Origin of the sequence: Cognatundibacterium jejuense, from assembly GCF_014284255.1 — a bacterium.
In the GTDB taxonomy this organism is placed as follows: domain Bacteria; phylum Pseudomonadota; class Gammaproteobacteria; order Burkholderiales; family Burkholderiaceae_D; genus Undibacterium; species Undibacterium jejuense.
The window spans coordinates 184,461-201,825 of record NZ_JACOFV010000007.1 but is presented as its reverse complement, the minus strand read 5'-3'; the positions used below and the strand labels follow the sequence as shown (position 1 = coordinate 201,825).

22 protein-coding genes and 1 pseudogene are annotated in these 17,365 nt (G+C 46.4%); 21 read left to right on the top strand and 2 right to left on the bottom strand.

The features are described 5' to 3' along the window. The 4 genes and pseudogenes from H8K32_RS20710 to H8K32_RS09610 all read left to right on the top strand — a co-directional run. Positions 1–120, top strand: a pseudogene (locus tag H8K32_RS20710) (IS30 family transposase); the annotation flags it as partial. After that, complete coding sequence (locus H8K32_RS20705; RefSeq protein ID WP_186912272.1) at positions 117–308, top strand: rhodanese-like domain-containing protein; 192 nt, start codon at positions 117–119, stop codon at positions 306–308. The pseudogene H8K32_RS20710 and the gene H8K32_RS20705, both read left to right, overlap by 4 nt. Before the next feature lie 4 nt (positions 309–312). Next, positions 313–948 (top strand): class I SAM-dependent methyltransferase, encoded by a 636-nt coding sequence (locus tag H8K32_RS09615; RefSeq protein ID WP_186912271.1) that lies wholly within the window; start codon positions 313–315, stop codon positions 946–948. A gap of 108 nt (positions 949–1,056) precedes the next feature. Next, on the top strand, positions 1,057–1,548 hold the full coding sequence (locus tag H8K32_RS09610) for a hypothetical protein (protein WP_186912270.1): 492 nt from the start codon (positions 1,057–1,059) through the stop codon (positions 1,546–1,548). Between the two features lie 183 nt (positions 1,549–1,731). Here H8K32_RS09610 and H8K32_RS09605 read toward each other — a convergent pair whose 3' ends face one another. Further along, positions 1,732–3,075, bottom strand: a complete 1,344-nt coding sequence (locus H8K32_RS09605; RefSeq protein WP_186912269.1) for a sigma-54 interaction domain-containing protein — start codon at positions 3,073–3,075, stop codon at positions 1,732–1,734. Positions 3,076–3,232: 157 nt separating this feature from the next. Here H8K32_RS09605 and cydP point away from each other — a divergent pair, with 157 nt between their 5' ends. From cydP to H8K32_RS09575, 7 genes are all read left to right on the top strand, one after another. Then, positions 3,233–3,433, top strand: coding sequence for a cytochrome oxidase putative small subunit CydP (gene cydP, locus H8K32_RS20700; RefSeq protein ID WP_390312027.1), 201 nt, complete (start codon positions 3,233–3,235; stop codon positions 3,431–3,433). Then, complete coding sequence (locus tag H8K32_RS09600) at positions 3,430–5,025, top strand: cytochrome ubiquinol oxidase subunit I (protein WP_186912268.1); 1,596 nt, start codon at positions 3,430–3,432, stop codon at positions 5,023–5,025. Before cydP ends, H8K32_RS09600 begins: the two co-directional genes overlap by 4 nt. Next, the gene (gene cydB / locus H8K32_RS09595; protein WP_186912267.1) at positions 5,022–6,158 is read left to right on the top strand and encodes a cytochrome d ubiquinol oxidase subunit II; all 1,137 of its coding nucleotides are present in this window, start codon (positions 5,022–5,024) and stop codon (positions 6,156–6,158) included. Before H8K32_RS09600 ends, cydB begins: the two co-directional genes overlap by 4 nt. Positions 6,159–6,205: 47 nt before the next feature. Next, a complete protein-coding gene (gene cydX / locus H8K32_RS09590; RefSeq protein WP_186912266.1) occupies positions 6,206–6,319 on the top strand; it encodes a cytochrome bd-I oxidase subunit CydX in 114 nt (37 codons plus the stop codon). 5 nt (positions 6,320–6,324) lie between these two features. Beyond that, on the top strand, positions 6,325–6,609 hold the full coding sequence (locus H8K32_RS09585) for a cyd operon YbgE family protein (RefSeq protein WP_186912265.1): 285 nt from the start codon (positions 6,325–6,327) through the stop codon (positions 6,607–6,609). Between the two features lie 69 nt (positions 6,610–6,678). Further along, positions 6,679–7,218, top strand: coding sequence for an MBL fold metallo-hydrolase (locus H8K32_RS09580; protein ID WP_246447242.1), 540 nt, complete (start codon positions 6,679–6,681; stop codon positions 7,216–7,218). Positions 7,219–7,627: 409 nt separating this feature from the next. After that, on the top strand, positions 7,628–7,981 hold the full coding sequence (locus H8K32_RS09575) for a CZB domain-containing protein (protein WP_186912263.1): 354 nt from the start codon (positions 7,628–7,630) through the stop codon (positions 7,979–7,981). Positions 7,982–8,150: 169 nt separating this feature from the next. Here H8K32_RS09575 and pstS read toward each other — a convergent pair whose 3' ends face one another. Further along, on the bottom strand, positions 8,151–9,188 hold the full coding sequence (gene pstS, locus H8K32_RS09570) for a phosphate ABC transporter substrate-binding protein PstS (protein ID WP_186912262.1): 1,038 nt from the start codon (positions 9,186–9,188) through the stop codon (positions 8,151–8,153). Positions 9,189–9,407: 219 nt separating this feature from the next. Here pstS and H8K32_RS09565 point away from each other — a divergent pair, with 219 nt between their 5' ends. From H8K32_RS09565 to H8K32_RS09520, 10 genes are all read left to right on the top strand, one after another. Beyond that, positions 9,408–10,070, top strand: a complete 663-nt coding sequence (locus H8K32_RS09565) for a response regulator (RefSeq protein ID WP_186912261.1) — start codon at positions 9,408–9,410, stop codon at positions 10,068–10,070. After that, complete coding sequence (locus tag H8K32_RS09560; protein ID WP_186912260.1) at positions 10,067–11,389, top strand: ATP-binding protein; 1,323 nt, start codon at positions 10,067–10,069, stop codon at positions 11,387–11,389. The genes H8K32_RS09565 and H8K32_RS09560 overlap by 4 nt, the downstream gene beginning before the upstream one ends. Before the next feature lie 192 nt (positions 11,390–11,581). Beyond that, on the top strand, positions 11,582–11,917 hold the full coding sequence (locus H8K32_RS09555; protein ID WP_186912259.1) for a PepSY domain-containing protein: 336 nt from the start codon (positions 11,582–11,584) through the stop codon (positions 11,915–11,917). Positions 11,918–11,972: 55 nt separating this feature from the next. Beyond that, positions 11,973–12,569 carry an undecaprenyl-diphosphatase gene (locus H8K32_RS09550; protein ID WP_186912258.1) on the top strand — a complete coding sequence of 199 codons (597 nt, stop codon included), beginning with the start codon at positions 11,973–11,975 and terminating at the stop codon, positions 12,567–12,569. Positions 12,570–12,644: 75 nt separating this feature from the next. Next, on the top strand, positions 12,645–13,427 hold the full coding sequence (locus H8K32_RS09545; RefSeq protein WP_186912257.1) for a COG4705 family protein: 783 nt from the start codon (positions 12,645–12,647) through the stop codon (positions 13,425–13,427). A 28-nt stretch (positions 13,428–13,455) separates the two neighbouring features. Continuing rightward, entirely contained in the window at positions 13,456–13,908 is a 453-nt protein-coding gene (locus H8K32_RS09540; RefSeq protein ID WP_186912256.1) for a hypothetical protein, read from the top strand. 19 nt (positions 13,909–13,927) lie between these two features. Further along, positions 13,928–14,686: a COG4705 family protein gene (locus H8K32_RS09535; protein ID WP_186912255.1), complete on the top strand. Its 759-nt coding sequence runs from the start codon at positions 13,928–13,930 to the stop codon at positions 14,684–14,686. 47 nt (positions 14,687–14,733) lie between these two features. After that, positions 14,734–15,288, top strand: coding sequence for a cytochrome b (locus H8K32_RS09530; RefSeq protein ID WP_186912254.1), 555 nt, complete (start codon positions 14,734–14,736; stop codon positions 15,286–15,288). A gap of 48 nt (positions 15,289–15,336) precedes the next feature. Further along, positions 15,337–16,002: a response regulator gene (locus H8K32_RS09525; protein WP_186912253.1), complete on the top strand. Its 666-nt coding sequence runs from the start codon at positions 15,337–15,339 to the stop codon at positions 16,000–16,002. Further along, entirely contained in the window at positions 15,978–17,354 is a 1,377-nt protein-coding gene (locus H8K32_RS09520) for an ATP-binding protein (RefSeq protein WP_186912252.1), read from the top strand. The genes H8K32_RS09525 and H8K32_RS09520 overlap by 25 nt, the downstream gene beginning before the upstream one ends. The last annotated feature ends 11 nt before the right edge of the window (positions 17,355–17,365 follow it).

The window sequence follows — 17,365 nt, the reverse complement described above, 5'->3', positions numbered from 1 at the left end:
ATTACACAACAGGAGATTGATCACGCCATGAATAGACTGAATAATCGACCAAGAAAAAGGTTAGGATACCTTACACCCAATCAGGTATTCTTCAAAAATACGCTTGCACTTCAAAATTGAACTCGCGTCAAGTAATTCAATCAACAATTACCGAGAAGAGTACGCCTATTGTCGTATATTGCGCCTCTGGGGCGCGATCTGCATCAGCAAAAAATAACTTAATTAAATTAGGCTATGATAATGTGAGCAATGGTGGTGCGGTCGCTAGTTTGGCACTTAAGCTTCAAAAGCAAATTTACCGAGGGTGATTGAATGAGTTCAATAAATTCGCCAGTTTTGACTGATCCCATTCAGACGTGGAATAGTCGCTATGATAGAGACGATTACATTTTTGGTACGGAACCGAATCACTATCTTTTAAAATATAAAGCATATTTTAAGGCGGGGATGTCAGCATTAGCCGTTGCTGATGGAGAAGGAAGAAATAGCGTCTGGCTTGCAAAGCAAGGCTTAATTACCTCAGCATTTGACATCTCTTGTATAGGTGTTGAGAAGGCTCGCCAACTTGCACGCGCAGAAAATGTCGAAGTTAATTTTTCAGTTGCAGACTGCCAATCATGGGATTGGGATGCGCAGAAATTCGACATCATCGCCGCTATATTTATTCAGTTTGCTGATCCAGTGATGAGGAAAAAACTATTTTCCCAAATGATCGGTGCGTTGAATTCTGGTGGAATAATCATATTGCAAGGATATACACCGAAGCAACTTGAATATAAAACTGGTGGACCGGGTCTCATTGATCATTTATATACTGAAGATTTGTTAAGGAAAGAATTTAGTGATTTAGAGTTTATTAACCTCAGTGTTTATGATGCTGAGTTGAAGGAAAGTACTCAACACGCGGGTATGTCTGCTCTCATTGGTATGGCCGCAAAAAAACAATGATGAGATGTACTAGTTCAAACTTGACCTGACATGAACTGTCAGATGAGTTCAAATTCTGAAAGGCCGCTATCGGCCAGGAGCGGCCAAACAAATATCTAAAAGTTATATATGAAATTTCGCTGGATTGCTGCACTTCTATTTTCAATTTTCGGAGTGGCGATTGCAGATTCATCCCTTAGCCCAAAGCAGGAATGTGAAACTCTAATGAACAAAGTTCTTCCCTTTGCAGAACATATGCTTAAGAGGGAGGGTGAATTTTTTCCTTATGGCGGAGCTCTGAAGAATACAGGTGATGTAGCCGAAATCGCTGGGTATGATGGTCGCGAACACCCACCTTCGATGGATATTATTAAGCTAATCAAGCAAGGCTTTGTAGCTGGCGCAGAATCTGGAGAATACCGCGCAACTGCTTTAGTTTATGATGTGCGAGTCCTTGTACCTTCAACAGGCAACAAATCAAATGCAATAGCCGTTTCGCTCAATCACAGAGGTAATTACTCGGTTATTGTCTTCTTTCCTTACGAACTGAAAGAGGGTGAGTTGAAATACGGTCAGGTTTTTGCTCAGCAGGGCGAATCCGATATATTCAAATCTCACTGAATCTGGACATCCTCAGACTGTTTTGAGGCCGATACTTCGAGAATTTCCACAGTCCGCTTTGGGGCGGATGCCGCCGGTCGTCAGTCGTCAGTCGAGCAACGTGTGTCAGGTCAAGTATGAATTGGTACAACTGAGATAAGCATCAAATTTTCTCAGTGCAATTCAACTTACGATGGATGATCTTCATTTAACTTTATCAAGTGATCGCAATTTTCGATAAAGCGTTCGCTCACTAATGCCAAGTTTGCGCGCTAATTCTGTTCGATTACCTTGATGATATTGAAGTTGTCGAAGCAATTCATCGCGCTCGACTTCTTGCAGTGATCTGCCATGTCGGTGTGATATTTCACTTATTTCAGTCTTGTGATAAAAATGTCGAAGGGGTAAGTTCGATTTGCTTGCTGTACTAATCGACCGTTCTACATGGACACGCTCAATCACCGTGCCATCGCTCAATAGTGCAGCGCGTTCCATAATATTACGCAGCTCCCTAACGTTCCCCGGGAAGATGTATGTACTCAGATAGGAGAGTGCGGTTTCAGATATGCTCATATGGCGTTGGGGGGATACTCTTGACAGTAGTGCAGTTGCCAGCAAAGGGATATCTTCAACTCGTTGACGTAATGCTGGTAACTGTATTGGGAATGTACTTAATCGATAGTATAAGTCCTCTCTAAATGTGCCGTCAGCAACCATGCTACGTAAATCACGATGGGTCGCCGATACAATCCGCACATCGGTGCTACGTAACTCCGTACTTCCTACACGTCGGTAAGTACCGCTCTCAAGTAGGCGTAATAACTTCACTTGCATCGTCAGGGGAATGTCACCGAGTTCATCTAGAAATAGGGTGCCACCGCTAGCGGACTCCACGAGACCAATTCTGGACACATTAGCACCAGTGAATGCACCGCGTTCATGTCCAAATAGCTCACTTTCGAACAAATTTTCAGTCAAGCTGGCACACTCAACTACGACTAAAGGTGCCTTAGCACGTGGGCTCGCTTCATGTAAAGCGCGCGCAAATAATTCTTTACCAGTCCCAGACTCACCCGCCAATAGTACGCTGGCTCGAGATGGGCCTACGCGTGAGACCATTTCTAGTGCTTGCAGAAAAATTGGTGAACGACCAATGATGGTCTGATTGGATGATGATCCCCGATTAACTGGCAGTTCTTCCATTCTTTCAACGAAGTAGGCTTGCTCACCATTCTTGTTTAAGATCGGCGTAAGTTCAATGTTGACATAGGATTCACCTTTGGGTGTATGGTGCAGGTGAAGTACTTTTTCTCTGTGTCCTGATAGTTTGGCTTGCGCTAAAGGGCACACTTCACCGGACTGATCGCAAGGCGCATTAAAGTGATGAGACACCTCGTAGCATGTCCTGCCGATGACAGAGACTTCGTGCCCAAACTGGCGCCGGTATGCTGCATTTGCTGCGATGATGCGGTAATGATTGTCGAACAATATGTGGGGCTCTACTAATTCTTCAAGGTAAGAAATCAGTTCTGGTAAAGGTTGGGACATAAGTAGAGTTCCGAAAAGTTATTCAATAGATCGATGCTGCCATTATTGCATATACTGCCAATATGTCAGTTATTAACTGTCATATTGGCAGTTTTGGGGTGCCGCAATACTATAACCTATTGTTTTTAAGTAGAAATATTCGCCACATTTTCTTGGCATGAAACCTGCATTAACAATCCGTATGAACCCAAAACGCCGCCACCTCCGCTTTCATTTATTCATTGTTGTTCTACTAAAGTTGGTAGCGATAACGTTGATATGGTGGTTTTTTATACGAGATGAGGCAGTTGATGTTAACGCTGATTTCATGGCGTCGCGTATAGGTATCCCAGTAATTTCACAAGGAGCATCAAAGTGATTTCAGAACAATTGGTCGATCTTTCTCGGCTACAGTTTGCCGCAACCGCTCTATACCATTTCCTCTTTGTACCCTTAACCATTGGTATGGTGTGGTTACTTTTGATCATGGAAAGTGTCTACGTCATGACCGGCAAGGTCATTTGGCGAGACATGACCCAATTTTGGGGGAAACTTTTCGGTATTAATTTTGCGCTCGGTGTCACAACTGGCATCACGCTGGAGTTTCAGTTTGGCACTAACTGGGCGTATTACTCCCACTATGTCGGTGATATCTTTGGAGCCCCACTTGCGATCGAAGGTTTGATGGCTTTCTTTCTTGAGTCTACTCTCATAGGACTGTTCTTTTTTGGGTGGGGCCGTTTAAGTAAGCCCAAGCATTTACTCGTCACTATGTTGATGGCTGTTGGTACTAATCTCTCGGCACTTTGGATTTTAATTGCTAATGGGTGGATGCAAAATCCTGTCGGTGCAGAATTTAGCTATCTGACGATGCGCATGGAGATGGTCGATTTTTGGGCGGTTGTCTTTAACCCGGATGCGCAGGCTAAATTTGTCCATACTGTTTCTGCTGGTTATTTGACTGGTTCAATGTTTATGTTGTCCATTTCAAGTTGGTACCTGCTGAAAAAACGTGACGTTGAATTTGCTAAACGTAGCTTTGGTGTCGCAGCGGCGTTTGGATTGGCGTCAGCGCTTAGCGTCATTGTGTTAGGTGATGAATCTGGTTACACGGTCGGTGAAGCGCAGCAAACCAAAATGGCAGCGATTGAGGCGATGTGGCAAACAAAACCAGCACCTGCCGGGTTAACCCTATTAGCTGGGATCAATGAAGCAGAACAAAAAAACGATTGGGAAATTGAGGTTCCCTGGGTTATGGGTTTAATCGGAACTCGCTCAATAAGTAAGCAGATTCCTGGTATTCATGACATCAAAATCAAAAATCATGAGCGTGTTTTACATGGCATTGTCGCAGTGAAAGCTTTAGAGGCTCTCAGAAAAAATCGTCAAGATCAAGATGCACTCAAGTTGTTTAACGAGAATAAAAGTGATCTTGGATTTGGACTTTTGCTTAGAAGATATGTCTCTGACATGAATCAAGTTACGCCCGAGTTCATTGACCGAGCGGTGAATGACACAATTCCACGCGTGACACCCATGTTCTGGGGTTTTAGGATCATGGTTGGTTTGGGATTCGCCATGTTGGCATTATTCGTTGTAGCGTTTTTAAGCACGATTAAACCTGGTCAGCCAAAGCGTAAGTGGTTGCTGAAATGGGCGTTATGGATGTTGCCTGCACCTTGGATTGCTTGCGAATTGGGCTGGTTTGTCGCTGAGTACGGTCGTCAGCCTTGGACTATTTATGGCGTTTTACCGACGCATTTAAGTGTTTCAACGCTCAGCGTCAACAGCTTATATGGATCGCTTGCTGGATTTATTAGTTTTTATACGATCTTGTTAATTGTTGAGATGTATCTGATGGTTAAATTCGCGAGACAAGGGCCTGGTAGTTTAGGTACCGGCCGATATGAATTTGAGCCAGTACATACGTCACAACCAAAAATAGAGAATATGTCAGGAGCTGCAAAATGATTGACTATCCAACACTCAAAATAATTTGGTGGGTACTTGTCGGTGTATTGTTGATTGGCTTTGCCATTATGGATGGTCACGACATGGGTGTCGGTACCTTATTACCTTTTGTCGGAAAATCAGACTTAGAGCGCAGAGTTGTTCTTAATACTGTCGGCCCACATTGGGAGGGCAATCAGGTTTGGTTTATTACTGGAGGTGGTGCAATTTTTGCAGCGTGGCCTTTGGTTTACGCCACTGCTTTTAGTGGCTTTTATTGGGCATTGTTAGCTGTACTTTGGGCCTTATTTTTGCGTCCTGTAGGGTTTGATTATCGTAGCAAAGTCCATAATCCAACTTGGCGCAGTATTTGGGACTGGGGTCTATTCATCGGTGGCGCTGTGCCTCCGCTGATTTTTGGTGTGGCATTTGGTAACTTATTGGAAGGGGTGCCATTTCAGTTCGATAATTATATGGCGTCCACCTATTCTGGTACGTTCTGGCAATTACTCAATCCTTTTGCATTACTGGCAGGAGTCGTAAGTAGTGCGATGATTACCATGCAAGGTGGTGCCTATTTGGCGCATAGAACTGAAGGTGCTGTCCAGCATCGCGCTGTTAAAGGAGCTGTTATTGCCGCTATTGTTATGGTTGTCGCCTTTATAGCAGCCGGATTTTGGTTGCAGGAAATTCCTGGCTATCGGATTACATCGGTAATTGACACCGCAGCGCTTGCAGACCCAATGGGCAAAACCGTTGTTCGCGAATCTGGTGCTTGGATGAATAATTATCGCTTTCAACCTATGTTGTGGATTCTTCCGTTGTTAGCGATCACTGCAGCACTATTGACTGCTGCATTACTGTTTGCGAGGCGCACATTGATCGCATTTGTAACGTCTTCGCTTGCTTTAGTTGGTGTGATAGGTACGGCGGGGGCATCCATGTTTCCATTTTTGATGCCATCTTCAAGTATGCCAAATGCAAGCTTAACTGTTTGGGATAGTGTTTCAAGTCATCTTACGCTTGGTATCATGTTTTGGGCAACGCTGATTTTTATGCCGCTTATTATTTTTTATACGTCATGGGCGTATCGGGTTATGCGTGGGAAAGTAACGATCGAGCAAATTGAGGCGAACGAACATAGTGCCTACTAATACTGATTAACGGAAACTAAAGTGTAGTTTAATTAAGGGGAATCAATATGTGGTATTTCGCTTGGATTCTAGGAGTTGGGTTCGCACTCCTATTAGCAATTATGAATGCGATGTGGGGTGAAAATGAAGAGGCACGAATTAAATCAGGTAGGGATGAGTGATCGTCATGAGTTCGCTACGAAAACAAAACGGTGAACGACATATCCAGTTGTTATGTATGGCGATCGCTCTTCTTATTATGTTGGTGGGTACGGCGTACCCGCCGATCATGATGAGCGTCACCGGTAAAGTGGACCATCGGTTTGCTACTATGCTTTTTTTGGCGATGAGCATTGGCTTTGTGCGCGGAGTCGGATTTATACCGACCTCAAACCTACTACGATGGCTTTTTTCAGGTTGGGCTTGCTTGCTTGCTTTCGCGACTGCGATGTTGATAAAAATTTATTTGTAAATATAAGTCATGTATTTTCGTGTTTTTCATCATCAAGCGTCCGGTTACGCGAGTTATTTATTGGGGGATATGGCGGCTAAAGAAGCTGTGCTTATTGACCCGCGAATATCTGATATCGCTGTAACCGCTGCAATTTTGAATGACCAAAAATTACGCCTAACATCATTGTTATTTACCCATGAACATGATCAAGCTAAATTGAGTAACGTGGATATTTTCCAAGCGTATAGCGCTCACTTTGCCAAAGATATGGTTGTAGTACCGGCAGGGCACAAAGATTTTTTAACGTTCGGAGATGAACGAATTAAAATCATTAAAACGCCTGGTCATATGCTCAAATGTCAAAGCTACCTTTGGCGTGATCGATTGTTCTGCGGTGATCTATTGTCTGTTGATATTTGTCCACATCAGCCTAGACCTGTTTCTCCTGCAGATTTGTGGGATAGTGTAACGCAAAAAATACTACTGCTTCCGGCGGAAACTTTCTTATTTACCGGACATTCGACGAAGGCGCAATTTTTAAGTACTATACTGCAGCAGCGGCTTTGGCATCCTTGGTTTTCTGGAACAACGCGGGACGCATTCTTGGCGCGCATTGGTTCGCCGTAAGCAAGTTCTCAGATTTTAAAAGAAATACTAAAAAGCGCAATCTCGTTTGACACAGATTGTGCTTTTTACTTTTTTAATAGAATTTGCCCTATGTAAAAATTAAGTCAATGTCGTCTTTTTTATAGCATAGATATTAACGCGTCAATCAAAATGCAGAGGTAGCCTGAATGCTTAGACTTTGGTGCAACTTTAGATGAATTGAATATTTGCTATAGGCTTTGAAATTACGGATAGATTTCTGAAGTAAAGGAGGGTGCTTAGAAGTTTGTAAAATGTATTTTAAGTAATATTTGTGACGTTGATGAAATGGCGACAGTTCGGCGGTATTTGCACTTAGTTTGATTGCTAATGGCGCGGGAAGTCATTTTCTATGTAAGAATGACAGTGCTTTGCTTAACTAGGAGAAATTATGGACCTCAATGATGCCGTTGCAAAACATGCGGAATGGAAGACTAAATTCAGGAGCGCAATTACTAAAAAAGAGCAAATGGATGCGTCAACTATTAGCAGGGATAACTGCTGTGAACTTGGTAAATGGTTGCATGGTGAAGCTAAACAAAAATTTAGTGTTTTAGGTAGTTATAAAGATTGCGTATCTAAACATGCACTTTTTCATACTGAAGCTGGAAAGGTTGCCTCTGCTATTAATGCCCAAAAATATTCTGAAGCAGAAGCCATGATTAATGCCGGAACCGTGTATGCGAGTGCCTCCAGTGCGGTGGGTGTTGCAATTATGAAATTTAAAAAAGAAGCTAATATTTAGCGTACTTTTATTTGGTTTTTGAACGATTTAAAAAAAGAGGTTTTCACAACAACGTGAAAACCTCTTTTTTATGCGCGTTTATCTCTTAATCAGGACAGATACCGTGAAAAATTAATTTTTTATTACCCCAAATCATTAAAAACCTTGGATAGCGAAATTGATTCTTCAATTACCAAACAGCTTTACCAGAACCATCCTTGATTTGTGCTTTCCATGTTTTTTCAATCAGGTCAACAACGCTGGATGGCATTGGGATGTAATCGAGCTCAGTCGCCATGGCTGTACCATTTTTGTAGGACCAGTCAATGAACTTCAATGTTTCTTTTACTTTGGCAGCATCAGGTTGTGTTTTGTGAACTAAAACAAATGTAGCACCAGTGATTGGCCAGCTTGCTTTTCCTGGTTGATCTGTCGATACCACAGCGAAGCCTGGTGTTTTGTCCCATGCAGCACCTGCAGCCGCAGATTTGAATGTGTCAGCATCTGGAGAAACGAACTGACCTTCACGGTTTTTCAATTGTGTGTATGCTAGGTTGTTTTTCTTCGCATAGGCAAATTCAACGTAACCGATGGAACCATTGATACGCTGAACGTTTGCTGCAACACCTTCGTTACCTTTGCCGCCCAAACCAGCTGGCCATTTCACAGCAGTGCTAGAGCCGACAACTTTTTTGAATTCTGCATTGACTTTAGACAGATAGTCAGAGAACAGGAATGTGGTGCCAGAAGCGTCTGAACGGTGAACAACGGTGATGTCTTCTGTTGGCAGTTTAACGCCTGGGTTGATCGCAGCGATCTCTGCATCAGTCCATTTTGTGACTTTACCCATGTAGATGTCAGCGATGACTTGGCCAGTCAATTTCAATTGACCAGGTTTGACGCCGTCGATGTGAACAACAGGAACAACGCCGCCCATAACGACCGGGAATTGCAATAAGTCTTCTTTATCTAGCTCTTCCACAGACAATGGCATATCGGATGCGCCAAAATCAACGGTGTTTGCTTTAATTTGTTTGATGCCCCCGCCGGAGCCGATGGACTGATAGTTCAGGTTATTGCCAGTTGCTTTTTTGTAAGCTTCTGCCCATTTAGACGCGATAGGGTACACAAAGCTTGATCCTGCGCCAGTAATTTCAGCAGCCATTGCAGAAGAGAATGTGAACAGGGTTGCAGCAGTAACAAGTGTGTTTTTCAAAAAGAATTTCATTTTTAAGTATCCTTAAACTCCAAACTTGGAGCCACGAACCTTACATTTTATTTATTACAAAATCATGACATAACGTAATATCTATAAAATTACGCGTACACAAGCGAAGAGCAGATATTCGTGACTCCCTCGCGCACATGCAACAAATATCTTGTATTTTTGAAGTATTCTGAATACGAAAAGCCGAAATTCTGATCAAGTAAATAGTTCCTAAAAAATATGAAAATTCTGTTGATTGAAGACGATGTAATGATTGGTGAAAACATTCAGATTGCCTTGGAAAATGAATCCAATCTCGTTGATTGGCTCGACAATGGCATTGAAGCGGAAGAACTTTTGTTAAAACATAGTTACGACGTTGTGCTGCTCGACCTAAGCTTACCGCAGCGTGACGGAATTGAAATTTTAAATTCCCTCAGAAAGCGAGGCGATACTGTACCAGTGTTAATTATGACAGCTCGGGACACAGTGCCAGAGCGAGTATCTGCTTTATATGCAGGTGCCGACGATTATTTAGTAAAGCCGTTTGATCTTGATGAATTGATTGCACGTATGCATGCTTTGGTTCGGCGATCATGCGGGCGTGTTGATGCTTTGTACTCTGCGGGCGATGTGATTATCAATTCCGCCACCAGGCAGGTGAGCAATAAACAAGAGCAAATTATTTTATCTTCAAGAGAGTGGGCTATTTTAGATGCCCTAATTTCCAGACCGGGTGCGATCTTGTCTCGAAGCCGATTGGAGGAAAAGGTATTTGGCGACCTAACCGATATAGATAGCAACGCTATCGAAGTCTATATTCACGGATTACGGAAAAAGCTGGGGCAAAAATTTATAGTGAATGTGCGTGGTGTTGGCTATATGGTTGAGAAGCAAGCATGAAATCTTTACGGGTACAGATTATTTTAATGTTTGGCATCGCTATTCTGCTTGCTGCAGCTTTGCAATTTGCTACATCTGTCAACGCCACTATTCATGAAGCAAATAAATTATTTGATTACCACATGCAGCAGATGGCATTGGCATTACAAGATAGTGATTTCAAACAGCTTGACTCTCGAACTGTTTTAGGAATCGAAAGTAATAATTTTGATTTAGTAGTTCAAATTTGGGGAACTGACGGTGAGCGGGTTTATCAATCGCGTCAATATAGATCGCTACCCAAGCAGGCTGAACTTGGATATTCTACAGTGACATTGACCAACGGTGAATGGCGCATATATGCCGTGAAGGCGCATGACAGAGTAATTCAGGTCGCGCAGAAAATGAATACACGGAGTCGTAGAGCGATATCGATTGCTTTGAGTACGTTATGGCCAGTGATACCAGTTTCATTATTACTGTTTTGTGCTGCATGGTGGGGTATCAGCTCAGCGTTATCGCCACTCAATCGAATTGGTAAACAGTTAGCCGAACGTCAGACAAACTCGACTGAAACGGTTTCAGATGAAGGCGTTCCTCAGGAGGTATCAGCATTAGTTTTTGAATTGAATTCATTATTAGTGCGAGTGGGGCATGCGATGCAGTCTCAGCAACGCTTCGTTGCTGATGCAGCTCACGAACTAAGGTCTCCGATTACCGCATTGCGACTGCAGGTACAAAACTTATCTCGCGCTCGGGACGAGAATATGCATGAAAAAGCGATAGATCGTCTTCTTGGTGGAGTAGACCGCGCTTCACATCTCGTTGAGCAACTGTTGATGATGGCGCGCCAGGACCACTCATCCAAAGACTTAAAGAAAATTCAAAAATTGCCATTCAACACGCCGCTGAATCTAGCGATAAATGACGTGCAAGTATTCGCCCAAAGTAAACAGGTCACTCTTCGATTGAGTAATTTTCAAGATTTTTCGGTATGTGGTGATTCTGAGAGTTTGCGGGTGATGATACGCAATGTGCTGGACAATGCTATTCGTTATATACCTGACGGTGGCATAGTTGAAGTGATCCTTAGTCAGCAATCGAATCAGATAGCCTTAGAGATTGGAGATTCAGGAGGCGGGATACCTGAGGCAGAAAGAGATCGAATCTTTGATCGTTTTTACCGCATTTCGGGCACGAACAAAAATGGCAGTGGTCTCGGGCTTGCTATAGTAAAAGCGATTGCAGACATGCACGATGCGAGTCTTGAACTGACTACCTCTAAATTAGGAGGGCTTAATGTAAAAGTGATATTTCCTTTGATGTCGGGCGACGGATAACGTTAATATTTTCCGATTTCGAGTCGTGTTTTCTTGTTCCTCAGCCATGGTAATTCTTTGTTACTGAGGGAAAGTATTAACACTAAAAGAGGAAAGCTGCATAAGTTAAGTTTTTCTAGCTAAGTACCTGCTAAGTAAGATTCTGCATGCTCTGATTTACGCAAATACCTGCGTTATTTTTGGAGAAGCACCATGAATCGCTATAGCAAATTTTCTCTCCTGGCCGCAACTATCGCCGCTGCGGGTACCGTTGCCTATGCTGCCCAAGGCGGCATGGAAAACGATGCCATGGCCATTACCAAGGCCAAAATCCCACTGGCTCAGGCTGTCACCACTGCCGAGCAATACGCCAACGGCAAGGCTTCACGCACCGAGTACGAAAACTCGAGGCAGGGCTGGGTCTTCGATGTGGAGGTCGTCAGTGGTGCCAAAGTCTTCGATGTGAGGGTCGATGCCGACAAAGGCACGATCATTTCGTCCGCCGAAGACAAAGCTGATCGCGATGACGACCACGACAAGGAAGACTAACTACACACCACAAGGCCGGGTCGCTACAGTTTCGTGATTCGGCTTCGGAGACCACATGGAAGACCTCAATCACGCACTTTTTCTCTGGCTTAATGCAACAGAGCACCCAAGCACACAGCTACTGGCCATCGCCACTTTTTTCGCAGAGTACGCCATTTGGGCACTTCCGGTCAGCATCGGATTTGGTTGGCTTCGCGGAAACGAACATACCCGCAAAATTTTGCTCGAAGCGACCGCGTCCGGTTTGGCTGGCTTACTCATCAATCAGATCATCGGACTGGCTTGGCAACATCCACGTCTTTTTATGATCGGTCTGGGAAACACTCTTATTCCCCATGTTGCTGATTCTTCGTGTCCGAGCGACCATTTGACGCTACTGTGGGGCGTTGCTTTTAGTTTTCTGACGCATCGCAGCACGCGCCAGGTGGGAATGGCGCTTGCATTTCTGGGGTTGCCTGTTGCATGGGCTCGCATTTATCTAGGTGTTCATTTTCCGCTAGATATCGTTAGCGCGGCCTTGGTCGCCATGTTGAGTGCCTGCTTGGTGTTTCGTGAGTCGGGGTTGTATTTACCTGTTACTTATAGCCTTGCCATTAGCGTTCATCGAGTCCTTTTCGGAAAGCTCATCGAAATTGGATGGGTGCGCAAATGATGAGCCTATGGCTGGCCTAAGTTTGATAAGTCAGACTAGCCTTAAGAATAACTCGCCTTTGTAGGAAATAACTCCATGAACACGCTGACCACGCCTTCCGCATCAAACTGGCTTAATAAAGTCCCAGAAGTGACTCTCTCGTTTTGGGTTATCAAGATCATGTCCACGACGGTCGGAGAAACTGGAGCCGATTTTCTGGCTGTCAATGCAGGCTTCGGTCAAGGTATGACTCGTACATTGATGGGCGCATTGTTGGCTGGTGTCTTATTAATGCAGTTACGTACGCGGCGCTACACACCCTGGATTTACTGGCTCACGGTCGTTCTAGTCAGCGTGGTGGGCACTCTGGTTACTGACCTGCTCACCGATGGGCTAGGTGTGAGTCTGTATGTCAGCACGTCAGCATTTGCCGTAGCGCTAGCAGCGATTTTTGCGGTTTGGTTTTGGGTGGAACGCAGCTTGTCCATCCATGCGATTTTTTCGCGTCGCAGGGAGTTGTTTTACTGGTCTGCTATCCTCTGTACATTTGCACTTGGCACAGCGGCAGGCGACTTGGCGACCGAAGCGCTCGGCCTTGGTTTCACATGGGGAGTGGTGTCGTTCGGTGCACTGATCGCTATCATCTATGCGGCATGGCGCATAGGCGGCAACGCCGTACTGACCTTCTGGATTAGCTATATCCTGACACGCCCCTTGGGTGCTGCACTCGGTGACCTGCTGACGCAGGCCAAGGCATATGGAGGCCTCGGAATGGGTGCCATGTGGACCAGTACTCTATTCTTGACCGTGATAGTGATGCTGGTGGCCGTTGCGCAGTTCAGCGGTGGTCGCCGCATTAATGTACAAGCTGCCGAATAACCTCTAACCAATAACTTAAGGAAAAATAATGCGTCATTTGAATTTCTTCACCCACCCCGTTGTTGTATTGTCGATCACTGCTTTGGTGGTTCTGGTGACTGGATGCTCAAAGTTCACCGACACTGGCACGGCAGGTTCTGCCGCAATGCCGACCAGTCAGACCACCTCCGCGCCGCAGGCAAAGGCTGCGTCCAAATTGGGGGATTTATCTGAATTTCGGCGCATCGCCGCAGACGTCGCCGCCATTGTGGACAAGGGCGATCTAGGAGCTGCAAAGACGCAGATTAAGGAGTTGGAGGTCGCATGGGACTCGGCGGAGGCAGGCTTGAAGCCTCGTGCAGCGGATGATTGGCATAGGCTCGACAAGGCCATTGATTCCTCCCTTAGTGCACTGCGTGCAGATGTCCCCAATCAAACCGACTGCAAAAAGGCTATGGCTGACCTATTGACCACTTTCGACTCGCTACAAGCGAAGCTCTGACCTGGGAGCACGAATTAATATGAATACTTCAGCGGAAAAAGTCCTGAGCAAAGTCCCAGAGGTCACTCTCGTTTTTTGGATCATTAAGATTGCGGCAACCACGCTCGGCGAAACAGGTGGCGATGCCGTTTCGATGTCGATGAATTTGGGCTACTTGATTGGTACAGTTATTTTCGCAGCCGTATTTTTGGCTGCGGTCTTTGCGCAAATCAAGACCAAGACCTTTAAACCATTCTTTTACTGGACTACGATCATTGCAACCACGACGGTCGGCACGACGCTCGCTGATTTCGCAGACCGATCCCTCGGTATTGGGTATGCTGGTGGCTCGACCTTGCTTATGGCATTGTTATTTGGTTCACTGTTTATATGGCATCGAACACTGGGCTCAGTTTCGGTTAGCACAGTAAGTTCGCCGAAGGTCGAGGTGTTCTATTGGGTGACTATCATGTTCTCCCAGACTCTGGGGACGGCACTGGGCGATTGGACGGCGGATACGGCAGGATTGGGTTACACTGGCGGTGCCATTCTGTTCGGCGCATCGTTGGTGTTGGTTGCTGCATTTTACTATTGGACAAATGTATCGCGAACCCTGCTTTTTTGGGCAGCATTCATTCTGACTCGCCCTCTCGGTGCCGTCGTAGGGGACTTTCTCGATAAGCCGCTCAGTGCGGGCGGATTGGCTCTAAGTCGCTATTCAGCATCGGCAGCCCTTTTTGCATTCATGTTGACAACTATCTTGCTGTTCAAGCAGCGTGCAGCTGGATCGGCACATTGAATATACTGACACATTTAGCTGGTAGAAATTTTCAATCGAGTGAGAACATGCAACACACTAATCTGAACCAGTACGATAAGCTAAGCAAGGTCTTCCATTGGATTACAGCAATCGCTGTCGCCATTGCATTTGTTTTGGGACCAGGCGACTTTGGCCGATTGCTGCATAACGGGATCGACCCAGGTACACGAATCGACATCGTTTGGCATGAATCCTTGGGCGTCACCATTTTTACGCTCACACTACTACGCTTGGTCTGGGCTACGGTGCGACCAGTTGCCCCTCGGCCCCAGATGACCGCATGGATGCGATTTCTGTCGCAACTGGTGCACCTCGTATTGTGGGTTTTGCTTTTTGCGTTACCTATTACTGCTTTACTCGCTCTTGGGACGGAGGGACACCCGTTGACGTTGCTGGGTGGCTTTCGGATTAACGAATTGCCTTTCATAGCAAACGCCCATTTGTCTGGTCTTGCGGATTGGGGCGATGTACACAAATTTCTTGGCGATGTCATCATGTGGTTAGCGGGAATTCATGCGCTAGCCGCGGTGTATCACCACGTCAAACTGAAGGATGGAGTTCTTAAATCAATGTTACCTTGAAGATGGAATGTATTTAAGACGGGGTATGAGGCAATAATAGGAGGAGGAATGCGAGTATTGCTGGTCGAAGACGACACCATGATTGGCGAAGCCATCCAAGGGGCGCTAAAAGACGCTTCTTATGCTGCTGACTGGGTAAAGAACGGCCAAACTGCCCTCACGACACTGGGTTGCCAGCACTATGACCTGGTGCTTCTCGATCTTGGCCTTCCAGGTAAGGATGGGCTGGAGGTGCTGATCAGCATTCGCGCTAAAGACAATCCGGTTCCACTGCTCATCATCACCGCCCGCGACCGCCTCAATGATCGACTGCGCGGCTTGGATGGCGGGGCCGATGATTATTTGCTCAAGCCTTTTGAGATGGCCGAGCTGCTGGCTCGCATGCGCGCGGTGCTGCGACGTAAGGGAGGGAGCGCAACGCCCCTGCTCAGCAACGGCGTCGTGTCGCTCGATACAGCCACGCGGGAGGCGGCGGTCAACAACAGTGCCTCGGTGCAACTCTCCAATCGTGAGTTTGCTTTGTTGCAAGCCTTGCTGATACGCCCTGGAGCCATTCTCTCGCGCAGCGATCTGGAAGACCGTATCTATGGATGGGGTGAAGAGGTCGAGAGCAACGCCGTCGAATTCCTGATCCATGCACTGCGGCGCAAGCTTGGCGGCGAAATCATCAAAAATGTCAGGGGGGTTGGATGGATGGTTTCAAAAAACGTCTGAACGAGTCGGTTCAGTTCAAGCTGTCCTTTTCGCTGTCGCTGGCTATTTTTGTCATCGCGTTGGTGGCAGGCATATTCTCTTTCGTATCCGCATTCGACGAAGCCCACGAGCTGCAAGACGACATGCTGCGCCAAGTCGCGGCACTGTTTGACCGGCAACACCTCCCACTTGCACATCTCGGAGACGATGGCCGCGCCAAGGACAGCGACGAAGAATCGCGCGTCATCGTCCAGTATCTTTCAGACGGCATCAAGGCGGCCGGGAAGGGCGATGCGGGAGAACCGCTGCCGCTACCGATCACTCTGCCCGATGGTCTACATACGCTTGATGTCAGCGGCGAGCCGTTCCGTGTGTTAGTCAAAACAACGTCCAGTGGCGAGCGAATCGCCGTGGCGCAAGAAACCGGCGTTCGTGACGAAATTGCACGCGACAGCGCCTTGCGCACATTGATGCCGTTTCTGATCCTGGTTCCCATCCTGCTTTTGATCGTGGCTGATCTTGTGCGCAAGATGTTCCGGCCCATCGCTTCTTTGTCAGCGGAAATTGACCAGCGCGCCGAACAGGAATTACATCCCGTAGACGAAAGCCATCTCCCCGCCGAAGTGCGCCCGTTCGTGGTGGCGATCAACCGTCTGCTTGTCCGCGTTGACCAGTCAATGGAAACTCAGCGCCGGCTTGTCGCGGATGCGGCGCATGAGCTTCGATCCCCGCTTACCGCCTTGTCACTGCAAGCGGAGCGACTGGATCAGGCGGATATGTCTGACCTCGCGCGTGAACGTCTCATGACATTGCGCCGAGGCATAGAGCGTGGCCGTAACCTGCTGGATCAACTTCTCACCTTGGCCAAGGCTCAGGCTGCACTCGACCGACCCAAGTCGTCTGTATCGGTGCAGCACGTTTATCGACGCGTGCTGGAAGACCTTATGCCGCTGGCCGAGGACAAGCACATCGACATTGGCGTCGAAGGAAAGCAAGACGCCCAACTCTGGGGTAACGAGCTGGACGTGATTGCCATAGTCAAGAACTTAGTCGATAACGCCATTCGTTACACGCCAGATGGCGGGAAGGTCGATCTTTCTGTCACCACGGAAGAAGGTCGCGCAATACTGAGAATCCAGGACTCAGGGCCAGGTATTCAAGTTGTCGAGCGAGAGCGGGTGTTTGACCCGTTTTATCGGACCCTTGGGAGCGATCATGTCGGGTCAGGTCTGGGCCTTTCCATCGTCAAGGCAATCACGGACCGGATTGGCGCTGAGATTCAACTAGGATTCTCAGACGAAATAAATCATTCTGGACTCGCTGTGTGTGTATCCATGCCAATCACTAATATAATCCAAGGAAGTAAGTTTTAGCATCAGCGTAT